The sequence below is a fragment of the Ottowia beijingensis genome (genome assembly GCF_013423955.1).
In the GTDB taxonomy this organism is placed as follows: domain Bacteria; phylum Pseudomonadota; class Gammaproteobacteria; order Burkholderiales; family Burkholderiaceae_C; genus Ottowia; species Ottowia beijingensis.
In genome coordinates this window covers 2925123-2944514 of sequence record NZ_JACCKX010000001.1, presented here as the reverse complement: position 1 = coordinate 2944514, position 19392 = coordinate 2925123, and the positions used below count along the sequence as shown (strand labels likewise).

Genomic DNA, 19392 nt, shown 5'->3' with positions numbered 1-19392 from the left:
CGATGATTCAGCCCCAATTTCAATACACCCGCCTGGCTTACCAGGCGCGCGCGGTGGACAGCGTGGAGCAGGTGTTTGCCGACGTGCGCTTTATCGCGCCGGCCGATGTACACGCCAACCCCACGTTTGCGCCGCACGAGGCAGCGGCCACGCTGCGCGCCAATATCGAGCGCATTCGCGCCGACAACCAGATTGACGCGGGCACGGTGCAGGTGGCCAGCACGGCCACGCCCGCGCTGCCCACGCCCGCGTTGCAACTGGACGTGCTGATGGAAACCGGCACGGGCAAGACGTTTACTTTCATCGAGACGATGCACCGGCTGTACCAGAAACACGGTCTGGCCAAGTTCATCGTGCTGGTGCCCAGCAACGCCATTCGCCAGGGCACGCTGCGCAGCCTGCAAACGACGGCGGCGTTTTTCGCGCGTGAATACGGCAATCAGCACATTCGCGTGACCAATTATTCGGACAAGGCGGTGGCGGGTTTCATTCACGCGCCGAACCGGGGCATTTCGGTGCTGGTGGCCACCTACCAGTCGTTCGCAGGCGATAGCAAGCTGATCAACCGGCGCGGGGTGGAGGCCAATCTGTTCGGCCATGCCAAGAGCTACATGGAGGCGCTGGCGGCGATGCGCCCGGTGCTGATCATCGACGAGCCGCACCGCTTCGAGGGCAAGCAGACGCAGGAGTATCTGACGCGCTTTCGCCCGCTGCTGACGCTGCGCTTTGGCGCCACGTTTCGCCGCGACGAGTTCATCAACCTGATCTACACGCTGGACAGCCTGGAGGCGTTTCGCCAGCGGCTGGTGAAAGGCATCACGGTGGACACGGTGGGCACGGGCGCCGACATGGCCGAGGCGCTGACGCTGACGCAGGTGAGCGGCACGGCCAAGGAGCGCGCGGCGCAGGTGCGCTACCAGCGGGCGGGCGGGCAGAACGCCACGGTGACCTTGCAGGCGCGCGACAACCTGGGCGAGCGCACGGGGCTGCCGTATCTGGACGGGCACGTGGTGGAGAAGATCACCAAGGGCGAGCTGCTGTTCACCAATGGGCTGGCGCTGCCGCTGGAGGTGCCGGTGGGTTACGGCATGCTGGCCGACGAGGTGCAGTCACAGTTGATCGCGCGCGCCATTGCCAACCATTTCGAGCGCGAGGCGATGCTGTTCGCACGCGGCATCAAGGCGATCAGCCTGTTCTTCATTGATTCGGTGGGCAAGTACCTGCCCGACGGCCAGCGCGCGCCGGTGTTGCGCGAGCTGTTCGAGCGGCACTACAGCGCGCAACTGGCCGCCATGCTGGCGCGCGAGGATCTGACGCCCGACTACCGCGCCTATCTGGCGCGCAGCGCGCATGATGTGGCGCGCGTGCACCGGGGCTACTTTGCCCGGTCGCACAGCGAAAAGGGCGAGGAGGAGGCGATCAAGCTCATCTTGCAGGACAAGGAGCGGCTGCTGTCGTTCGATACCGACCTGCGCTTCATCTTCAGCATGTGGGCGCTGCAAGAGGGCTGGGACAACCCGAACGTGTTCACGCTGTGCAAGCTGGCGCCGGGCCATTCGCGCATCACACGGCTGCAACAGATTGGGCGCGGGCTGCGGCTGGCGGTGGACCAGCGGTTGCAGCGCCTGCCGGCGGACGACCCGCAGTTCGACACCATCAACGACCTGGCGGTGGTGGTGCCGGCCAGCGAAGGCGATTTCGTGCGCGCGATCCAGGGCGAGATCAGCGCGGCCAGCGTGCGGCGGGTGTCGGCGGTGTTCGACGACGCGGTGCTGGCCGAATACGGCGTGGCCACCAGCACGCGCCAGGCCAACAAAGTGCTGGACGCGCTGGCCGCCATCGGGCTGATCGAGCTGGACGACGACAGCGGCCAGGCCACGCTGCTGTGGCCGCGCGCGCAGTACCAGGCGCAGCGCGAGCGCATCGTGGCGGCGCTGGCCACGGTGCCGAACCTGCCGCCCGAGAGCGCGCAGGCCATGCTGCGCTACCTGGACTTGTATTACGAAGGCAGCGGCCAGGTGAGGCACAAGCAAGACCGCACGCCGGCCGTGTTGACGCCGCGCGCCGACCAGTACGCGCATTTCAAGGCGCTGTGGGAGAGCCTGAACCGCGATGCGGTGCTGCGCTACGAGGTGGACACGCCAGAGCTGATCGAGCACGCGCTGGCCGCCATCGCTGCGCATTTCGAGGTAAAGCCGCTGGCCGTTTCGACCACACGCACGGCGGGCGTGCAGCGGCTGGACGGCGTGCGCAGCGAAGTGGCCGACTACCAGGTGCTGACGCACTCGGTCATGACGCTGGCGGGTTTTGTCCGCGAGCTGGCCAACAGCACGCGACTGTCGGTGCAGACGGTGAGCACGATCCTGGCGCGCATGCCAGCGGACAAGTTCGCGCAGATTCGCCTGAACGAGAACCGCGCGCTGGTGACGCTGCGCGAGCTGTTCACGCGCTGCATTCATGAGCTGGTGATCAACAAGATCAGCTACGAGTTGCGCGAGGTGCGGGTGAAAACCGCGCTGACCGACAACAGCGGTCATCTGCTGAAGACGATTCCACTGGCACTGTGCGGGGCGGAGACGCACGCCATCGCCAATCCGGCGGTGCATGAGCGCTCGCTTTACGCCGAGTCGCTGATGCCGGTGGACAGCCAGATCGAGCGCGACACAGTGGACGAATCGGCGCAGCCGGCGGTGACCGTGTTCGCCAAGCTGCCGCGCATCGACATTCCAACCCCGCTGGGCGCATACAACCCCGACTTCGGCTACGTGCTGCATCGGGGCGGCAAGGCGCAGGCGCTGTATCTGGTGGTGGAGACCAAGGGCTACGCGCAACGCGGCGAGATTCCGCAGCGCGAGCAGTGGAAGATTGCCAGCGCACGACATTTTTCAGCGCGCTACAGGCGCAGGGCGTGCCGGTGGCGTTCAAGACCAAGATCAACGCCGAATCCATGAGCGCGCTGCTGGCGGATATGACGGACAAGAGCGCATGACGGCTTGACGCGCGCGCCGGTGCGCCGGTGTGCCGTGGCAGCGGCGCTACCGCGTCAATGCAGCGCCCGGTAAATCTCTTCCGCCAGGGCGCGCGAGATGCCGTCCACCGTCATCAGGTCGTCCACGCTGGCCGCCTCCACCCCGCGCACGCCGCCGAAGCGCTGCAGCAGGCGCGCGCGCTTCTTCGGCCCGACGCCTGGAATCTCCTCGATGCGGCTGCCGCCCACGCGCACCTTGGCGCGCTGCGCGCGCATGCCGGTGATGGCAAAGCGGTGCGCCTCGTCGCGGATCTGCGCCACCAGCATCAGCGCCGCCGAATCGTGGCCCAGGTACACCTTCTCGCGCCCGTCGGCGAACACCAGCTCTTCCAGCCCCACCTTGCGGCCCTCGCCCTTCTCGACGCCGACGATCAGCGACAGGTTCAATCCCAGCTTTTCGAACACCTCGCGCGCCATCGCCACCTGGCCCTTGCCGCCGTCGACCAGCACCAAGTCGGGCATGCGCGCGGCGCGCGTCAGCGCCTCGGCGTCGCCCTGCTCGTGCAATGCCTCGGCGATCTTGCCGTAGCGGCGCTCCAGCACCTGGCGCATGGCGGCGTAGTCGTCGCCGCCGGTGATGCCCTCGATCTTGTACCGGCGGTATTCGCCGCTCACCATGCGGTGGCCCTGAAAGACGACGCAGCTGGCCTGCGTGGCCTCGCCCGCCGTGTGGCTGATGTCGAAGCATTCGATGCGCAGGTCGTCGAGGTTCTCCACCGGCAGATCCAGTGCCTCGGCCAGCGCGCGGGTGCGGGCTTGCTGCGAGCCCTCCTCGGCCAGCAGACGCGCCAGTTGCAGCGCGGCGTTCTGCTGCGCCATCTCCAGCCACACGCGGCGCTGGCCGCGCGGCGCGTGGGTGGCGGTGATCTTCAACTCTTCCTTGTCGCACAGCGCCTGCAGCAGCGACTTCGACACCGGCTCGCTGGTGATCAGCTGCGCCGGCGCTGGTACGCCCAGGTAGTGCTGGGCGATGAAGGCGTCGAGCACCTGCGCCTCCACCGTGGGCAGTTCGTCGTCGTCGCGCTCGGTGGCAATGGCATGCGCGTCCTCGACGTGCGACGGGAAGTAGGCCCGATCGCCCAGGTGCCGCCCGCCACGCACCATGGCCAGGTTGACGCAGGCGCGCCCGCCCTGCACCTTGACGGCCAGGATGTCGACATCGGCATCGCCCCCACCTCCACCGCCTGCTGGTGCAGCACGCGCGACAGCGCCGCGATCTGGTTGCGGATGTCGGCCGCCTGCTCGAACTCCAAGTCTGAAGCGTGCGCCATCATGCGCTGCTCCAGCCGGTGCAGCAGGTCCTGTGTTTCGCCGCGCAGAAACTGCTCGGCATGCGCCACGTCGGCAGCGTAGTCCTCCTGGCTGATGTAGCGCACGCATGGTGCCGTGCAGCGCTTGATCTGGTACAGCAGGCAGGGCCGCGTGCGGTTGGCGAACACCGTGTCCTCGCACGTGCGCAGGCGGAACACCTTCTGCATCAGCTGGATGGTTTCCTTCACCGCCCAGGCGCCGGGGTAGGGGCCGAAGTAGCGGTGGCGCTTGTCGGTGGCGCCGCGGTAATAGGCCATGCGGGCATAGGCCTCGGGGCGCGGCGCGCCGTCGGCCGAATCGTGGGCGTGGCCGGTGCCCGTGATCTTCAAGTAGGGGTAGCTCTTGTCGTCCCTGAACAGGATGTTGTACTTGGGCCCGAGCTGCTTGATGAGGTTGTTTTCAAGTATCAGCGCCTCGGCCTCGGAGCGCACCACCGTGGTGTCCAGCCGCGCGATCTTGCTCACCATGTGGCCGATGCGCGTGCCGCCGTGGTCGCGCGCGAAGTAGCTCGACACGCGCTTCTTCAGGTGCCGCGCCTTGCCCACGTACAACACGTTGCCGCCCGCGTCGTAATAGCGGTACACGCCCGGCAGGCCAGGCAGCGCGGCCACCTGCGCCAGCAGCTCGGGGCTGTGGCGCGGGGGCGTGTTGGCGGCAGGCAGATCGCCGGTGGGCGGTGCGGGTTCGCTCATGCGTGCGAGTGTACGGAGGGGCGCCGCACGCCCTTGGCTCGCCTATGCAAAGGCACAATCGCCGCGTGCCTGCTTCGCCGCCCCTGTGGGACATCTTCTGCCAGGTCGTGGACAACCACGGTGACCTCGGCGTGTGCTGGCGCCTGTCGCGCGAGCTGGCGACGCGCGGGCAACAGGTGCGGCTGTGGGTGGACGACGCCCGCGCCCTGGCCTGGATGGCACCCGGTGCCACAGAAGGCGCCGTGCCCAGCGTGCGCGTGCTGCCGTGGACGCAGCCCATCGCCCCCGGCCTGTTGAACCTGCCGCGCGCCGACGTGTGGGTCGAAGCCTTTGGTTGCGAGATTCCTCCTGAATTCGTAGCTGCCGGCGCAGTCCAGACAGGCGCTGAAGGCCAAAATGGCTGGAAACCGCCGGTGTGGATCAACCTCGAATACCTGAGCGCCGAATCCTATGTGGAGCGCATGCACACCCTGCCCTCGCCCGTGCTGCACGGGCCGGCGGCGGGCTGGACCAAATGGTTCTTCTACCCAGGCTTCACGCCCGCCACCGGCGGCCTGTTGCGCGAAGCCAATCTGCCCGCGCGGCAGGCCGCATTCAACCGTGCCGACTGGCTGCGCACCCACGGCGTCGACTGGCGCGGCGAGCGTCTGGTCTCGCTGTTCTGCTACGAACCGCCCGCGCTGGGCCAGTTGCTGCGTGCCTGGGCGGAGGGCGACGAGCCCACCCGCCTGCTGGTCGCCGCAGGCCGTGCCACCGATGCAGTGCAGCAGGTGATTCAGCATGAAAATGGCCTGCAGCGCTGGATTGACGAGCGCAAGCAGCTATCAATTTCATACCTTCCGCACTTGCCGCAAACGGCCTACGACGAGCTGCTGTGGGCGAGCGATGTGAACTTCGTACGCGGCGAGGATTCGCTGGTGCGGGCCCTGTGGGCCGGCGCGCCCTTTGTCTGGCACATCTACCCGCAGCCCGAGGACAACGCGCACCACGCCAAGCTCGACGCCTTCCTCGACTGGCTGCAGGCGCCCGCGTCGCTGCGCCGGTTTCACCACGTGTGGAACGGCGTCACCCCCGGCGCCCTGCCCTTGCCTGACCTGTCCGCCTGGCGCGCCTGCGTGCAGGCCGCGCGCGAGCGGCCGCAGGCACAGGACGACCTGGCCACCCAACTGCTCCGCTTCGTCGCCCGGAAGGGTTAGAATCAAGGCTTCGCGAAACACGCCCGGCGCGGGCGAAAAGCGGGCACGCAAGCCCCGCCACACGCGCCGACACCTTCGCTCTCACGCCGCAGCGCACACGGCGGCTTCAGTCCGGTGCACGAGCGGCACCCGCTCACCTCTCACACTGGAACCACCATGAAAATCGCCCAGGAAATCCGCGCCGGCAACGTCATCATGCACGGCAAGGACCCGATGATCGTCCTGAAGACCGAATACGCCCGCGGCGGCCGCGGCGCCGCCACCGTGCGCATGAAGCTCAAGGCCCTGCTCAGCAACATGGGCACCGAGGTCGTGTTCAAGGCCGACGACAAGATGGACCAGGTCATCCTGGACCACAAGGAGTGCACCTACTCCTACTTCGCCGACCCGATGTACGTGTTCATGGACACCGAGTACAACCAGTACGAGGTCGAGGCCGAGAACATGGGCGACGCCCTGAACTACCTGGAAGACGGCATGGCCGTGGAGGTGGTGTTCTACGACGGCAAGGCCATCTCGGTCGAGCTGCCCACCGCCGTCGAGCGCGAGATCACCTGGACCGAGCCAGCCGTCAAGGGCGACACCTCGGGCAAGGTGCTGAAGCCGGCAAAAATAGCCACCGGCTTCGAAGTGGCCGTGCCGCTGTTCGTCAGCCAGGGCGACAAGATCGAGATCGACACCCGCACCGGCGAATACCGCAAGCGCGTCTGACGCGCGCGGCCCATCCGCCAACGCACGCCCAAGCCCCGTTTCGGGGCTTTTTCATATGGGCGGGCGTGTATATTGCGCCAGCAGCTTCAATAACAATAGCAAATGATGGACAGCACCCAAGACATCAAGGATTCCACCCGCTCGCCCCTGGCCGATGCCTGGGCCGAACTGCAGGCGCATGCCGACCGCGGCGAGCCGCTGCAACCCGATTCGTACCGCCTGGCCTTTGCCGACCCCGAGTTCCTGCTGCGCCCCGAAACGCGCGGCATCCGCTTCCAGCTCGAACTGCTCAAGCCCGAACTGGCGCTGACGGCCGCCGGCGTGCACAGCACCGTGGTGGTGTACGGCGGCGCCCGCTTCGTCGCGCCCGAGATCGCGCAGGAGCAACTGGCCGCCGCCCAGGCCAGCGGCGACACCCAGGCCCTGGCGCTGGCCGAGCGCGCCGTGCGCACGTCGCGCTACTACCAGGCCTCGCGCGACTTCGCCCGCATCGTGGCCACCTACAGCCTGCGCCAGCCGCAGGAGGAAAAGCTGTTCATCTGCACCGGCGGCGGCCCCGGCGTGATGGAGGCGGCCAACCGCGGCGCAGCCGACGTCGACGTGCCCTCGGTGGGCCTGAACATCGCCCTGCCGCACGAGCAGTCGGCCAACCCCTACGTCACGCCCGAGCTGACCTTCAAGTTCCACTACTTCGCGCTGCGCAAGATGCACTTCCTGATGCGCGCGCGGGCGCTGGTGGCCTTCCCCGGCGGCTTCGGCACGCTGGACGAGCTGTTCGAGGTGCTGACCCTGGTGCAGACGCGCAAGGCGCGCCCCGTGCCCATCGTGCTGTTCGGCCGCGACTACTGGAGCCGCCTGCTGAACCTGGACATGCTGGTGGAAGAAGGCGCCATCGCGCCGGAAGACCTGGCGCTGTACGAGGTGGTGGACACGCCCGAGGAGGCCTGGGAAGTTATCCGCGCGTTCTACAAACTGTAGGCGCCACCCGATCCGCACCGCCCATGCTCGCCCCCGACCCGGCCACGCAACCGCGCGACTTCCTGCTGCACCTGTTCCAGGCCGCCGTGGCGCGCGCACAGCCGGCGCAGGTGCTGGCCGGCTTTCTGCCGCCCCCGCCACGCGGCCGCACCGTGGTGCTGGGCGCCGGCAAGGCGGCCGGCGCCATGGCCCACGCACTGGAGGCCGCCTGGCCGGCCGATGCGCCGCTGGGCGGACTGGTCATCACGCGCTACGGCCACGTGCCGCCGCGCCCGGCGGGGTGCCGCAGCGCGTCGAGATCGCCGAGGCCGCGCACCCGGTGCCCGACGCCGCCGGCACGCAAGCCGCCGCGCGCCTGCTGGCGCTCGCCGAGGGCCTGACCGCCGACGACCTGGTGCTGTGCCTGATCTCCGGCGGCGGCTCGGCCCTGCTGACACTGCCGGCCGAGGGGCTGACGCTGGCCGACAAGCAGCGCATCAACCGCGAACTGCTGGCCAGCGGCGCCGGCATCCACGACATGAACGTGCTGCGCAAGCACCTGTCGCGCATCAAGGGCGGGCGGCTGGCAGCGGCCTGCGGGCCGGCGCGCGTGCTCACGCTGGCCATCAGCGACGTGCCCGGCGACGACTTGTCCGTCATCGCCAGCGGCCCCACGTTGCCCGACGAGAGCACCTGCGCCGATGCGCTGGCCGTGGCGCGGCGCCACCGCATCGCCCTGCCGCCCGCCGTGCTGCAGGCGCTGGAGCGCGGCGCGCTGGAAACACCCAAGCCCGGCGATCCGGTGTTCGCCCGCCACGAAACCCGGCTCATCGCCACGCCGCGGCAATCGCTGGCGGCGGCAGCCGAAGCAGCGCGTGCCATGGGTCTGGCGGCGCACATCCTCAGCGACGAGATCGAAGGCGAATCGCGCGACATCGGCGGCATGCACGGCGCGCTGGCCCGCGCCGTGGCGCAGGGGCATGGCGCCTTCAGCCCGCCCTGCGTGATCCTGAGCGGCGGCGAAACCACCGTCACGCTGGGGCCCCGGCCCGAAGGCGCCGCCCCGGCCGCGGCGGGCGCGCGGGCGAGTTCTGCCTGGGCCTGGCCGCCGCGCTGCAGGCGCAGCCGCGCGTGTGGGGCCTGGCCGCCGACACCGACGGCATCGACGGCGTGGAAGACAACGCCGGCGCGCTGGTGGCGCCCGACACGCTGGCGCGCGCGCAGGCCGCCGGCATCAGCCTGCCCGAACACATCGCCCGGCACGACGCCTACGGCTTCTTCCAGGCGCTGGGCGACCTGGTCGTCACCGGGCCGACGCACACCAACGTCAACGACTTTCGCGCCCTGCTGGTGCTGTAACCCTGGAAACGTGCCCCAACCAGCCGCGCCGGGCCGATTGCCCGCCGGTTGACATGGGTCAATGCCCGGGGCACGGCCGCCGGGCAAAGTGGCCGCATGCTGACTCCCACCTCCATCGACTGGCCGGGTGAGCCGTGCATCCTGCAGCCCGGCACCGCGCTGATGCGCCGCGCTGAGCCTGCCGCGCACGTGATCCACATCGAGCGCGGCCGCGTGGCCCTGGGGATTGCCGAGAACGGCGCGCTGACGCACCAGCTGGGCATGATCGAAGGCCCCTGCTGGCTCGACGCCACCTGCGCCGTGCTGGGTCTGGCGCCGCTGGTCGACGCCATCGCCGATTCCGAGGTGAAGCTGCGCCGCATGCCGCTGGCCGACTTCGAAGCCGGTGTGCGCGCCCTGCCCGAGGCCGCCCGCAGCGTGCTGCGCGACGTGGCCCGCGCGCACCGCCAGCAGACCGAGCTGGCCGTCAGCCGCCTGGCCAAGGACGCCGAGGCGCGCTGCGCCGAATGGCTGCTGCGCCACGCCGAGCCGGCTCAGGACGCGCCGGGCACGCTGGCCGTGATGCTGCGCCAGCGCAAGCGCATGATCGCCGCGCAACTGGGCATCGCGCCCGAAACCCTGTCGCGCGTGCTGCGCCACCTGCGCGAACGCAGCCTGATCAGCGGCTCGGGCCGCGTGCTGAACCTGCTGGATCTGAACGGGCTGCGGGCGCTGGCCGGCGCCTGAGCTGGTCCGGCGCGCTGCCGCGCGAACCGGTGATGCCGCGCATCACCAGCATATACTCCCCACCATACAGGCCGCCAGCGCCCGGCAGACGGGCGCTGGAGACACATACTCCCCCTTTTTAGACCATTGATGAACCATCAAGCCGGCAGCGGCGCATCGTTCACCGCCTTGGCAGCACCGCCTGCTGCGCGCTGACGACTTCCTCCAGCGCCTGCGCAAAGCGGTCGCATGCCGCCTCGTCGAACGGCAGCGACAGCGCCATGAAGCCGCGCCGCGCCATGAACACGCCGCGCGCCAGCAGCTCGAAGAACACCAGCGCCCGCGCGCGGTCGTCGCCCGCGGCCAGGTCGTCGGCGCTGCGCAGCGGGCCGGCCAGCGACTGCATCTGCATCAGCGACCCCAGGCCGGTGAACTGCATGGCCACGCCGCGTTCGGCCAGCAGCGCGTTGAGCCGCGCGCGCAGCGCCTCGCCGCGGGCGTTCAGCGCATCCAGCGCCTCGGCCGTCAGCACCTGCGTCAGCCCGGCCAGGCCGGCGGCCATGGTGAGCACGTTGTTGTTGAAGGTGCCGGCGTGCTGCAGCGCGCCGCTGTGGCGCGGGTCGTAGCGCTGCATCACGTCGGCGCCCCCGCCGAAGGCGCCGAAGGACAGGCCGCCGCCGAAGTACTTGCCCAGCGTGGTCATGTCGGGCCGGATGCCGAGCAGCGCCTGGCGGCCGCCGAAGGACAGTCGCGAGGTCATCACCTCGTCGAAGACCAGCAGCGCGCCGCACTCGTCGGCCAGCATGCGCAGGCCGTGCAGAAAATCGACTTCGCCGGGGATGCAGCCGCCCGAGCCCAGCATGGGCTCGACCAGGATGGCGGCCAGCTCGCCCCGGTGCGGCGCCACGCGCTGGAGCACGTCGGCCAGGTCGTTGTAGCGCGCCACGATCCACTCGTGTGGCACGTTGACCGGCGAGCCGCCGCCGGCAAAGGCCAGCACGCCGCCGTGGTAGCCGCCCTTGAACACCAGCACCTTGCGCCGCCCGGTGTGTGCGCAGGCCGAGGCCAGCGCCATCAGGTTGGCCTCGGTGCCCGAGTTGGTGAAGCGCAGCAGCTCCATGGCCGGAAAGCGCCGCTGCACCTCGCGCGCCAGCGCACCTTCGCGCGCGGTGTGCGACGACAGGCTGAGGCCGTCTTCCAGCGCCTCGGCGATGGCGGCGCGGATGGCGGGCTCGGAATGGCCGTACAGCCCCGCGGTGAACTCGCCCAGCGCGTCGAGGTAGCGGTGGCCGTCGGCGTCCCACAGCCAGCAGCCTTCGCCGCGCACCATGGCGGGCGGAAACGGCGCGAAGAACAGCACGCTGCGCGTGTTGCCGCCGGGCAGCACCAGCGTGGCGTCGTTGAAGATGCGCTCGCTGGCCGGGCGAGCGTGGCGGTAGCGGTCGATGGCCTGGCCCAGGGCTTGGTCGAGATTGCTCATGATTTGATGGCTGTCAACGCAGGCGGGATGGCGACACCACAGCGGGGTTGACGCCATGTCGCGTGAGTTCATCGGGCAGCGCATCGCCGGCGATCAGGCTGGCCGCCAGCAGGCTGGCGCCGGCGGCGCTCTGGATGCCATAGCCGCCCTGTGCGCACAGCCAGAAGAAGCCGGGCAGTGCGCCGTCGAAGCCGATGACGATTTCGCCGTCGCGCACGAAGCTGCGCAGGCCGGCCCAGGTGGCGGTGGGGCGGCGGATTTCCAGCGTGGTGGCTTCCTGGATCTGGTGGATGCCCAGCGCGATGTCGAACTCTTCCGGCTGCACGTCGTGCGGCGCCACCGGGTCGGCGTTGGCGGGCGAGCCGAGCAGCTGGCCGGCGTCGGGCTTGAAGTACCAGGTCTCGTCGACATCGGCCACCATCGGCCAGTTGGACACGTCCACGCCTTCGGGCGGGCGGAAGGTGAAGGCGCTGCGGCGGCGCGGCTCGATGCCCAGCGGCGCGGCGCCGAACAGCGCCGCCACCTCGTCGGCCCAGGCGCCGGCGGCGTTGACCACGGTGCGCGCCTGCACCGTCTCGCCGCTCGACAACGCCACGCGCCAGGCATCGCCCATGCGCCCGGCCTGCGTGGGCACAGCGCTCGTCAGCACGCGCGTGCCGGCCTGCCGTGCGCCGCGCAGAAAGCCCTGCAGCAGCGCGTCGACCTCGATGTCGTAGCCATCCACGTCGAGCATAGCTTGTTCAAACAAATCGGGCTTCAGCGCAGGTGCCGCCTGCGCCAGCTGCTCTGCATTCAATAGCTTCAGCGCGGTGCCGGTGGCGGCCAGCTCGTCGCGCAGCGCGGCCAGTGCGCTGCGCTGCGCGGGCGTGGCCACGAACAGCGCGTGGCGCGGGTGCAGCAGCGGCTGCTCGGCAAAGCCGGCGGGCGGGTTCAGGTAGAAGGCGCGGCTGGCCCGGGTGAGCGCGCGCACGCCGGGCGGGCCGTAGCTCTCCATGAACATCGCCGCCGAACGGCCGGTGCTGTGCGTGCCGGGCTGCGCCTCGCGCTCCAGCAGCAGCACCGAACGGCCCGCGCGCGACAGCCGCCAGGCCAGCGAAGCGCCGGCGATGCCGGCGCCGATGATGAGCACGTCACAGGTCTGCATGGGGGCATTCTTTCACGCGGAGACACGCCGCTCACACTCGGGGAACCCGCCATTCAAGGCACGCCGCCCTCACCCCAACCCTCTCCCTGCAGGGAGAGGGAGAAAGCGCCAGCAGGCTGCGCAGCAAGCCCGCAAAGGCCGCGGAGCAGGCCACGCGCGGACGCCGTGGCCGGTGTCCCCCGGCCACCAGCGTCGTCCCCCTCAGGGGCGAAGGCGCGCCAGCGCCTCAGGGAGGTTACCGTGCCGCGCGCAGCTTCAGCGAAAAGTCGCGCAGCGCCGCGATGCCGCTGTCTTCGGCACGCCTGCACCAGGCCTGCAGGTCGGCCACCAGCTGCTCGCGCGTGCGGCCGGTGTTCAGCCACAGCTGGCGCAGCTCTTCGCGCATGGTCACCATCTGGTCGAGCACCGGGTAGGCGGCGCGCGCCTCGGCCAGTTGCGGCACGGCGGCGGCGGGCACTTTCTCGGCATCGCGGTGCAGCCAGCGGCGGGCCGAACGCAGCGCGCCCGTGGGCTGGCCGGCGCTGGCGGTCTGCTGGCGGAACACGGCACGCATCTGGCGCGCGTAGCTGGCCATGACCTCGTAGCGGTGGGCGATCAGCGCCTCCAGTGTCTGGTCGTCGGCCACCGGGCGCACGGCGCCATAGGCCAGGCGCGGCGGGGTCTTCTTGGGGCTGGCCAGTCCCAGTTTGGCAAGAATGCTGATGTAGACCCAGCCGATGTCGAACTCGTACGGCTTGACCGAGAACTTGGCCGACGTGGGATAGGTGTGGTGGTTGTTGTGCAGCTCCTCACCGCCGATCACGATGCCCCAGGGGATCAGGTTGGTGCTGGCGTCGTGGGCCTCGAAGTTGCGGTAGCCCCAGAAGTGGCCCACGCCGTTGACCACGCCCGCGGCCCAGAACGGAATCCACGCCATCTGCAGGGCCCACAGCGCCGCGCCCAGGGCGCCGAACAGCAGCAGGTCGATCACCAGCATCAGGCTGATGCCGAGCATGGACCAGCGGCTGTACAGCTTGCGCTCGATCCAGTCGTCGGGCGTGCCGTGGCCGTAGCGGCGCAGGGTTTCCTCGTTCGCGGCTTCGGCGCGGTACAGCTCGGCGCCCTGCCACAGCACCTTGCGCAGGCCGTACACCTGCGGGCTGTGCGGGTCTTCGGCCTGCTCGCACTTGGCGTGGTGCTTGCGGTGGATGGCAGTCCACTGCTTGGTCGTCATGCCCGTGGTCATCCACAGCCAGAAGCGGAAGAAGTGCTGCACGGCCGGGTGCAGATCGAGCGCGCGGTGCGCCGAATGGCGGTGCAGGTACAGGGTGACGCTGACGATGGTGATGTGCGTCAGTACCAGGCCGATCAGCACCACCTGCCACCAGGCCAGGCCCAGCAGGCCATGGGCCAGCCAGCCGGCGGCTGCGCTCAGGGCCGGGGAATCGAAAAGCAGCGTCATGAAGCGGGGAGTCTTTCGCGGATGGAGCGCGCGGCAAAGGCCGGCGGCTCAAGGAATACAACGGTTGCGGCGCCCATAACGCCGACCGGGGCACCGCAACCCTGGCACCCTCATCCGATTCTAGGGATGGCCCCGCGCAAAGGGGCGCTGCGCCCCCGATCAAGGGGATCGACCCCGGCTTTCGTGCGGTTTGCCCGGATCGCGTTCAGCCCTTGCGCTGCCACGCGGCGGCAAAGAAGCCGTCGGTGCCGTGCCGGTGCGGCCACAGGCGCAGGTACTGGCCGGGCTGCGCCGCATCGGTGGTGCACAGCGCCGCGGCGTCGGGCAGCTTCAGCGCCTGCAGCAGTTCGGCCACGTTCAGCGGCTCGAAGTCCGCGTGCTCGGCGCCGAAGGCGGCGGCGATGGCCTCGTTCTCGTCGGGCAGCACGCTGCAGGTGGCGTACACCAGCCGGCCACCGGGCTTCACCAGGCGCGCCGCACTGGTCAGGATGGCGAGCTGCCTGGCCTGCAACTCGGCCACGTCCTTCGGCTGTTGGCGCCACTTCAGGTCGGGGTTGCGGCGCAGCGTGCCCAGGCCCGAGCACGGCGCATCGACCAGCACGCGGTCCATCTTGCCCTTCAGGCGCTTCACGCGCTCGTCGCGCTCGTGCGCGATGGCGACGGGGTGCACGTTGCTCAGCCCGCTGCGCGCCAGCCGGGGTTTCAGCGCATCCAGCCGGTGCGCCGACACGTCGAACGCATAAAGCCGGCCGGTGTTGCGCATGGTGGCGCCAATGGCCAGCGTCTTGCCGCCGGCGCCAGCGCAGAAGTCGGCCACCATCTCGCCGCGCCGCGCATCCAGCAGCAGCGCCAGCAGTTGCGAGCCTTCGTCCTGCACCTCGACGGCGCCGCGCGTGAAGGCGTCGAGCTTCTGCAGCGCCGGCTTGCCGTCGATGCGCAGGCCCCAGGGCGAATACGGCGTCTCTATGGCTTTGATAGCTGCCTGCGCAAGCTCTGCCTGCGCTGCGGCACGTTTTTCCTTCAAGGTATTGACACGCAGGTCGAGCGGCGCGGGCTCCAGCAGCGCCGCAGCCAGGGTGTCGAACTCGTCGCCCACCTGCGCGCGCAGCGGCGCCACCAGCCAGCTTGGCAGGTTGTGGCGGTACTCGGGCGCCAGCTCGGCCGGCGGCACGGCATCGCAGGCGTCGAGCCAGGCTTTCTCGGGCTCGCTCAGCGCCTGCTTGAGAAAGTCGCGCGGCGCATGAAAGCCCAGGATGGCCAGCCGCCGCTCGCGCGACCCCGAGCCTGCGCGCGCCAGGTGCTCGTACAGCGGCTTGCGGCGCAGCACGGCGTAGGCCGTCTCGGCCAGCGTGGCGCGCTCGCGCGGGCCCAGCGCGCGGTGTTCGCGGAAGAAACGCGACACCACGGTATCGGCCGGGTGGTCCAGCAACAGAACACGCCGCACCAGTTCGGTGGCGGCGTCGAGCAGGGCTTTGGGGTGCATGGCGGCATTGTCGCACCTTGGGCGGTGCGTTTCGAATGAAAACTGGCTTCAGCGCTTGTGCAGCAAGCGCCAGCAGCTACATTGTTTGAAGCAAACCAGCCACGGCACGCGGGTAGATGATGTGCTCCTGCGTCAGCACCCGCGCGGCCAGCGCATCGGCCGTGTCGCCCGGCAGCACCGGCACCGCCGCCTGCGCCAGGATGTGGCCATGGTCCAGCTCGGCCGTCACCTGGTGCACCGTGGCCCCCGCCAGCTTGCAGCCTTCGTCGATGGCGCGCTGGTGCGTGTGCAGGCCCGGAAAGGCTGGCAGCAGGCTGGGGTGGATGTTGACCAGCCGCCCCGCGTAATGGGCCACGAACCCCGGCGTGAGGATGCGCATGAAGCCCGCCAGCACCACCAGCGCGGGCTGGTGGCGGTCGATCTCGGCCTGCAGCGCGGCGTCGAAGGTTTCACGGCTGTCGAAAGCCTTGTGATCCACCACGCCGGTGGCAATGCCCTGCTCGCGCGCAAAGTCGAGCCCCTTGGCGCCCGGACGGTTGCTGATGACTGCCGCCACGCGCGCCCCCAGGCGCACGCCCCAGCGCTCGCGCTCCGCCGCGCGCACGATGGCGGCCATGTTGGAACCGGTGCCGGAGATGAGGATGACGATGTGCTTCATGGCGCGCGGATTATCCTTGCCCGCTTGAACCCGATCCGCCCCTGACCCCGCTAGAAGCCCGCGTGCTGGCCACGCTGATGGAAAAAGCGCGCACGGTGCCCGACACCTATCCGCTGTCGCTCAACCTCGTCGTCACCGGCTGCAACCAGAAGACCAGCCGCGAGCCGGTGATGACCGTGACCGACGCGCAGGCGCAGGAGGCGCTGGATGATTTGAAGGCGCTCAGCCTGGTGGTCGAATCGCACGGCAGCCGGGTGGCGAAGTACGAGCACAACTTCCAGCGCGTCTATGGCGTGCCCGACCAGTCCGCCGCACTGCTGGGCCTGCTGATGCTGCGCGGCCCGCAGACGGCGGGCGAGCTCCGCATCAACGCCGAGCGCTGGCACCGCTTTGCCGACATCTCGTCGGTGGAAGGCTTTCTGCACGAGCTGGCCGAGCGCCCCGACGACAAGGGCGGCCCGCTGGTGGTGCACCTGCCGCGTGCGCCAGGCGAACGCGAGGCGCGATGGGCGCAGCTGCTGTGCGGGCCGGTCGAGATCGCAGCCACTTCCGATTCGATAGCTGCTCGCGCCCTACCAACGGGCGCTGCAGGCCAAAATGACCGCATATCCGCGCTGGAAGCCGAAGTGGCCGCGCTGCGCGCCACGGTGCAACGCCTGTGCGCCGAGCTGGGCATCGTGTCGCCGGGCGGACGCGACAACGGCGACGAGCGTGATAAAAATCAGCCAGCTGACAAGGAGACGATCTGATGGATCTGGCATTCACCCCCGAAGAACTGAAATTCCGCGACGAGATCCGCGAGTGGGTCAAGGGCGCCCTGCCCAAGGAAATCTCGGAGAAAGTGCACAAGGCACAACGCCTGAGCCGCGACGACATGCAGCGCTGGGCGCGCATCCTGGGCAAGAAAGGCTGGCACGGCTACGGCTGGCCCCAGCAGTTCGGCGGCCCGGGCTGGACGGCGGTGCAGAAGCACCTGTTCGAGGAAGAACTGGCCATGGCCGGCGCGCCGCGCATCGTGCCCTTCGGCCCCGTCATGGTGGCGCCGGTGATCATGGCCTACGGCAACAAGGAGCAGCAGGAGCGCTTCTTGCCCGGCATCGCCAGCGGCGACGTGTGGTGGAGCCAGGGCTACAGCGAGCCGGGCTCGGGGTCCGACCTGGCCTCGGTGCGCACCAAGGCCGAGCGTCAGGGCGACAAGTACATCGTCAACGGCCAGAAGACCTGGACCACGCTGGGCCAGCACGGCGAGTGGATGTTCAACCTGGTGCGCACCAGCAACGAGGGCAAGCCGCAGACCGGCATCTCCTTCCTGCTGATCGACATGAAGTCGCCCGGCGTGAGCGTGCGGCCGATCAAGCTGCTGGACGGCGAGTGCGAGGTCAACGACGTGTTCTTCGACAACGTCGAGGTGCCGGCCGAGAACCTGATCGGCGAGGAAAACAAGGGCTGGACCTACGCCAAGCACCTGCTGAGCCACGAGCGGACCAACATCGCCGACGTGAACCGTGCCAAGCGCGAGCTGGAGCGCTTGAAGCGCATCGCCAAGGCCGAAGGCGTGTACGACGACCTGCGCTTCCGCGACCAGATCGCGCTGCTCGAAGTCGACATCGTGGCACTCGAGATGCTGGTGCTGCGCGTGCTGTCTGCCGAGAAGTCCGGCCGCAACGCGCTCGACATCGCGGGCCTGCTGAAGATCAAGGGCAGCGAGATCCAGCAGCGCTACACCGAGCTGATGATGCTGGCCGCCGGCCCCTACGCCATGCCCTACATCTTCGAGGCCATGGAAGCCGGCTGGCAGGGCGACCAAGCCGCGGCTGCCGGGCTGCAGGGCTTTCCGGGCGGCGACGTGGCCAACGCCACGCTGGCGCCGAGCTACTTCAACTACCGCAAGACCACCATCTACGGCGGCTCGAACGAAGTGCAGCGCAACATCGTCGCGCAAACCGTTCTCGGCTGAGCATGCATTTCTCCCTCTCCCCTCGGGGAGAGGGTTGGGGTGAGGGCGGATCGCGCATCGACAGGACACGCCGCACCCTCGCCCCTGCCCTCTCCCACAAGTGGGCGAGGGAGCCAGGACAGACAAAGGAAGACAAACATGGACTTCGATTTCTCAGACGACCAGCAGGCCCTGCGCGACGCCGTCGCCAAATGGGTCGAGAAAAGCTACGACTTCGAGCGTCGTCAAGCCACCGTCAAGGCCGGCGGCTTCGACCGCGGCATCTACAACGAACTGGCCGAGCTCGGCCTGACCGGCATCTACGTGGACGAAGACCACGGCGGCATGGGCATGGGGCCCGTGGAGGCCATGGTGGTGATGGAAGAATTGGGCCGCGGCATCGTCACCGAGCCGCTGACGCAGGCCTTCATCACCAGCGCGGTGATCCATGCCTACGGCGGTGATGACGTGAAATCCGCCTGGCTGCCCAAGATCGCCAGCGGCGAGGCGCTGGTGGTGCTGGCGCATCAGGAGCGCAAGGCGCGCTACAAGCTCGACGTGTGCGAGGCCACTGCAGCCAAGAGCGGCGATGGCTACACCGTCACCGGCCTGAAGAACATCGTGCCCGCGGGCGACCAGGCCGACGCCTTCGTGGTGCCCGCGCAGCTGGGCGGCAAGCTGTCCCTGTTCCTGGTCGCACGCTCGGCCAGCGGCGTAAGCACGCGCGGCTACCTGACGCAGGACGAGGCGCGCGCCGCCGACGTCAAGCTCGACAACGCCCCCGCCACACTGATCACCACCGACGGCCTGACGGCGCTGACGCACGCGGTCGACATCGGCATCGCCTGCCTGTGCGCCGAAGGCGTGGGCGCGATGGAGCAGACGCTGAAGCTGACAACCGAATACATGAACCAGCGCAAGCAGTTCGGCGTCACCATCTCCACCTTCCAGGCGCTGCGCCACCGCGTGGCCGACATGAAGATGCAGCTGGAGCTGGCGCGCAGCATGAGCTACTACGGCACGCTGAAGCTGAACGCGCCCGAGGCCGAGCGCCGCCAGGCGCTGTCGCGCGCCAAGGTGCAGCTGGGCCAGTCGATGCGCTTCGTCGGCCAGCAGTCGGTGCAGCTGCACGGCGGCATCGGCGTGACGGACGAGTACGCCGGCAGCCACTACTTCAAGAAGCTGACGCAGATGGAGATGACCTACGGCGACACGCTGCACCACCTGGGCGAGGTGAGCGAGCGCATGACGGAGACCGCTGGCGTCTTTGCCTGACAGCGCGGCGCACCGG

13 protein-coding genes and 2 pseudogenes are annotated in these 19392 nt (G+C 69.3%); 9 read left to right on the top strand and 6 right to left on the bottom strand.

Annotated elements, in window-relative coordinates; translation table 11 throughout:
• The first annotated feature begins 2 nt into the window (after positions 1-2).
• Positions 3-2951 carry a restriction endonuclease gene (locus H0I39_RS14675; RefSeq protein WP_180550999.1) on the top strand — a complete coding sequence of 983 codons (2949 nt, stop codon included), beginning with the start codon at positions 3-5 and terminating at the stop codon, positions 2949-2951.
• A gap of 92 nt (positions 2952-3043) precedes the next feature.
• On the opposite strand, the pseudogene uvrC reads toward H0I39_RS14675, so the two are convergent.
• Positions 3044-5031: pseudogene (gene uvrC, locus H0I39_RS14670) on the bottom strand (excinuclease ABC subunit UvrC).
• A 65-nt stretch (positions 5032-5096) separates the two neighbouring features.
• On the opposite strand from uvrC, the gene earP reads away from it, so the two are divergent.
• From earP to H0I39_RS14645, 5 genes and pseudogenes are all read left to right on the top strand, one after another.
• Positions 5097-6227 (top strand): elongation factor P maturation arginine rhamnosyltransferase EarP, encoded by a 1131-nt coding sequence (gene earP / locus H0I39_RS14665; protein WP_308645863.1) that lies wholly within the window; start codon positions 5097-5099, stop codon positions 6225-6227.
• Between the two features lie 156 nt (positions 6228-6383).
• Positions 6384-6938, top strand: a complete 555-nt coding sequence (gene efp, locus H0I39_RS14660) for an elongation factor P (RefSeq protein WP_180550997.1) — start codon at positions 6384-6386, stop codon at positions 6936-6938.
• A gap of 105 nt (positions 6939-7043) precedes the next feature.
• The gene (locus H0I39_RS14655; protein WP_180550996.1) at positions 7044-7916 is read left to right on the top strand and encodes an LOG family protein; all 873 of its coding nucleotides are present in this window, start codon (positions 7044-7046) and stop codon (positions 7914-7916) included.
• Positions 7917-7939: 23 nt separating this feature from the next.
• Positions 7940-9254: pseudogene (locus H0I39_RS14650) on the top strand (glycerate kinase type-2 family protein).
• Between the two features lie 96 nt (positions 9255-9350).
• Entirely contained in the window at positions 9351-9980 is a 630-nt protein-coding gene (locus tag H0I39_RS14645) for a Crp/Fnr family transcriptional regulator (RefSeq protein WP_180550995.1), read from the top strand.
• Positions 9981-10140: 160 nt separating this feature from the next.
• Here H0I39_RS14645 and H0I39_RS14640 read toward each other — a convergent pair whose 3' ends face one another.
• The 5 genes from H0I39_RS14640 to purN all read right to left on the bottom strand — a co-directional run bounded on the left by H0I39_RS14640 (position 10141) and on the right by purN (position 16165).
• Positions 10141-11439 carry an aspartate aminotransferase family protein gene (locus tag H0I39_RS14640; protein ID WP_180550994.1) on the bottom strand — a complete coding sequence of 433 codons (1299 nt, stop codon included), beginning with the start codon at positions 11437-11439 and terminating at the stop codon, positions 10141-10143.
• Between the two features lie 13 nt (positions 11440-11452).
• Positions 11453-12583 (bottom strand): NAD(P)/FAD-dependent oxidoreductase, encoded by a 1131-nt coding sequence (locus H0I39_RS14635; RefSeq protein WP_180550993.1) that lies wholly within the window; start codon positions 12581-12583, stop codon positions 11453-11455.
• Positions 12584-12818: 235 nt separating this feature from the next.
• On the bottom strand, positions 12819-14024 hold the full coding sequence (locus tag H0I39_RS14630; protein WP_180550992.1) for a DesA family fatty acid desaturase: 1206 nt from the start codon (positions 14022-14024) through the stop codon (positions 12819-12821).
• A gap of 205 nt (positions 14025-14229) precedes the next feature.
• Positions 14230-15507 carry an RsmB/NOP family class I SAM-dependent RNA methyltransferase gene (locus tag H0I39_RS14625; RefSeq protein WP_180550991.1) on the bottom strand — a complete coding sequence of 426 codons (1278 nt, stop codon included), beginning with the start codon at positions 15505-15507 and terminating at the stop codon, positions 14230-14232.
• A gap of 76 nt (positions 15508-15583) precedes the next feature.
• Positions 15584-16165 (bottom strand): phosphoribosylglycinamide formyltransferase, encoded by a 582-nt coding sequence (gene purN, locus H0I39_RS14620; RefSeq protein WP_180550990.1) that lies wholly within the window; start codon positions 16163-16165, stop codon positions 15584-15586.
• A 41-nt stretch (positions 16166-16206) separates the two neighbouring features.
• On the opposite strand from purN, the gene H0I39_RS14615 reads away from it, so the two are divergent.
• The 3 genes from H0I39_RS14615 (at position 16207) to H0I39_RS22395 (ending at position 19376) form a co-directional block, all read left to right on the top strand.
• The gene (locus H0I39_RS14615) at positions 16207-16914 is read left to right on the top strand and encodes a YceH family protein (RefSeq protein ID WP_257646176.1); all 708 of its coding nucleotides are present in this window, start codon (positions 16207-16209) and stop codon (positions 16912-16914) included.
• Positions 16914-18122, top strand: a complete 1209-nt coding sequence (locus tag H0I39_RS14610) for an acyl-CoA dehydrogenase family protein (RefSeq protein WP_180550989.1) — start codon at positions 16914-16916, stop codon at positions 18120-18122. Before H0I39_RS14615 ends, H0I39_RS14610 begins: the two co-directional genes overlap by 1 nt.
• Positions 18123-18260: 138 nt before the next feature.
• Positions 18261-19376, top strand: coding sequence for an acyl-CoA dehydrogenase family protein (locus tag H0I39_RS22395; protein WP_257645807.1), 1116 nt, complete (start codon positions 18261-18263; stop codon positions 19374-19376).
• Positions 19377-19392 lie beyond the last annotated feature (16 nt).

Coding starts and splice junctions, on each gene's coding strand:
- H0I39_RS14675 (WP_180550999.1), top strand. CDS start 3: ATGATTCAGCCCCAATTTCAATACACCCGCCTGGCTTACCAGGCGCGC.
- efp (WP_180550997.1), top strand. CDS start 6,384: ATGAAAATCGCCCAGGAAATCCGCGCCGGCAACGTCATCATGCACGGC.
- H0I39_RS14655 (WP_180550996.1), top strand. CDS start 7,044: ATGGACAGCACCCAAGACATCAAGGATTCCACCCGCTCGCCCCTGGCC.
- H0I39_RS14645 (WP_180550995.1), top strand. CDS start 9,351: ATGCTGACTCCCACCTCCATCGACTGGCCGGGTGAGCCGTGCATCCTG.
- H0I39_RS14640 (WP_180550994.1), bottom strand. CDS start 11,439: ATGAGCAATCTCGACCAAGCCCTGGGCCAGGCCATCGACCGCTACCGC.
- H0I39_RS14635 (WP_180550993.1), bottom strand. CDS start 12,583: ATGCAGACCTGTGACGTGCTCATCATCGGCGCCGGCATCGCCGGCGCT.
- H0I39_RS14630 (WP_180550992.1), bottom strand. CDS start 14,024: ATGACGCTGCTTTTCGATTCCCCGGCCCTGAGCGCAGCCGCCGGCTGG.
- H0I39_RS14625 (WP_180550991.1), bottom strand. CDS start 15,507: ATGCACCCCAAAGCCCTGCTCGACGCCGCCACCGAACTGGTGCGGCGT.
- purN (WP_180550990.1), bottom strand. CDS start 16,165: ATGAAGCACATCGTCATCCTCATCTCCGGCACCGGTTCCAACATGGCC.
- H0I39_RS14610 (WP_180550989.1), top strand. CDS start 16,914: ATGGATCTGGCATTCACCCCCGAAGAACTGAAATTCCGCGACGAGATC.
- H0I39_RS22395 (WP_257645807.1), top strand. CDS start 18,261: ATGGACTTCGATTTCTCAGACGACCAGCAGGCCCTGCGCGACGCCGTC.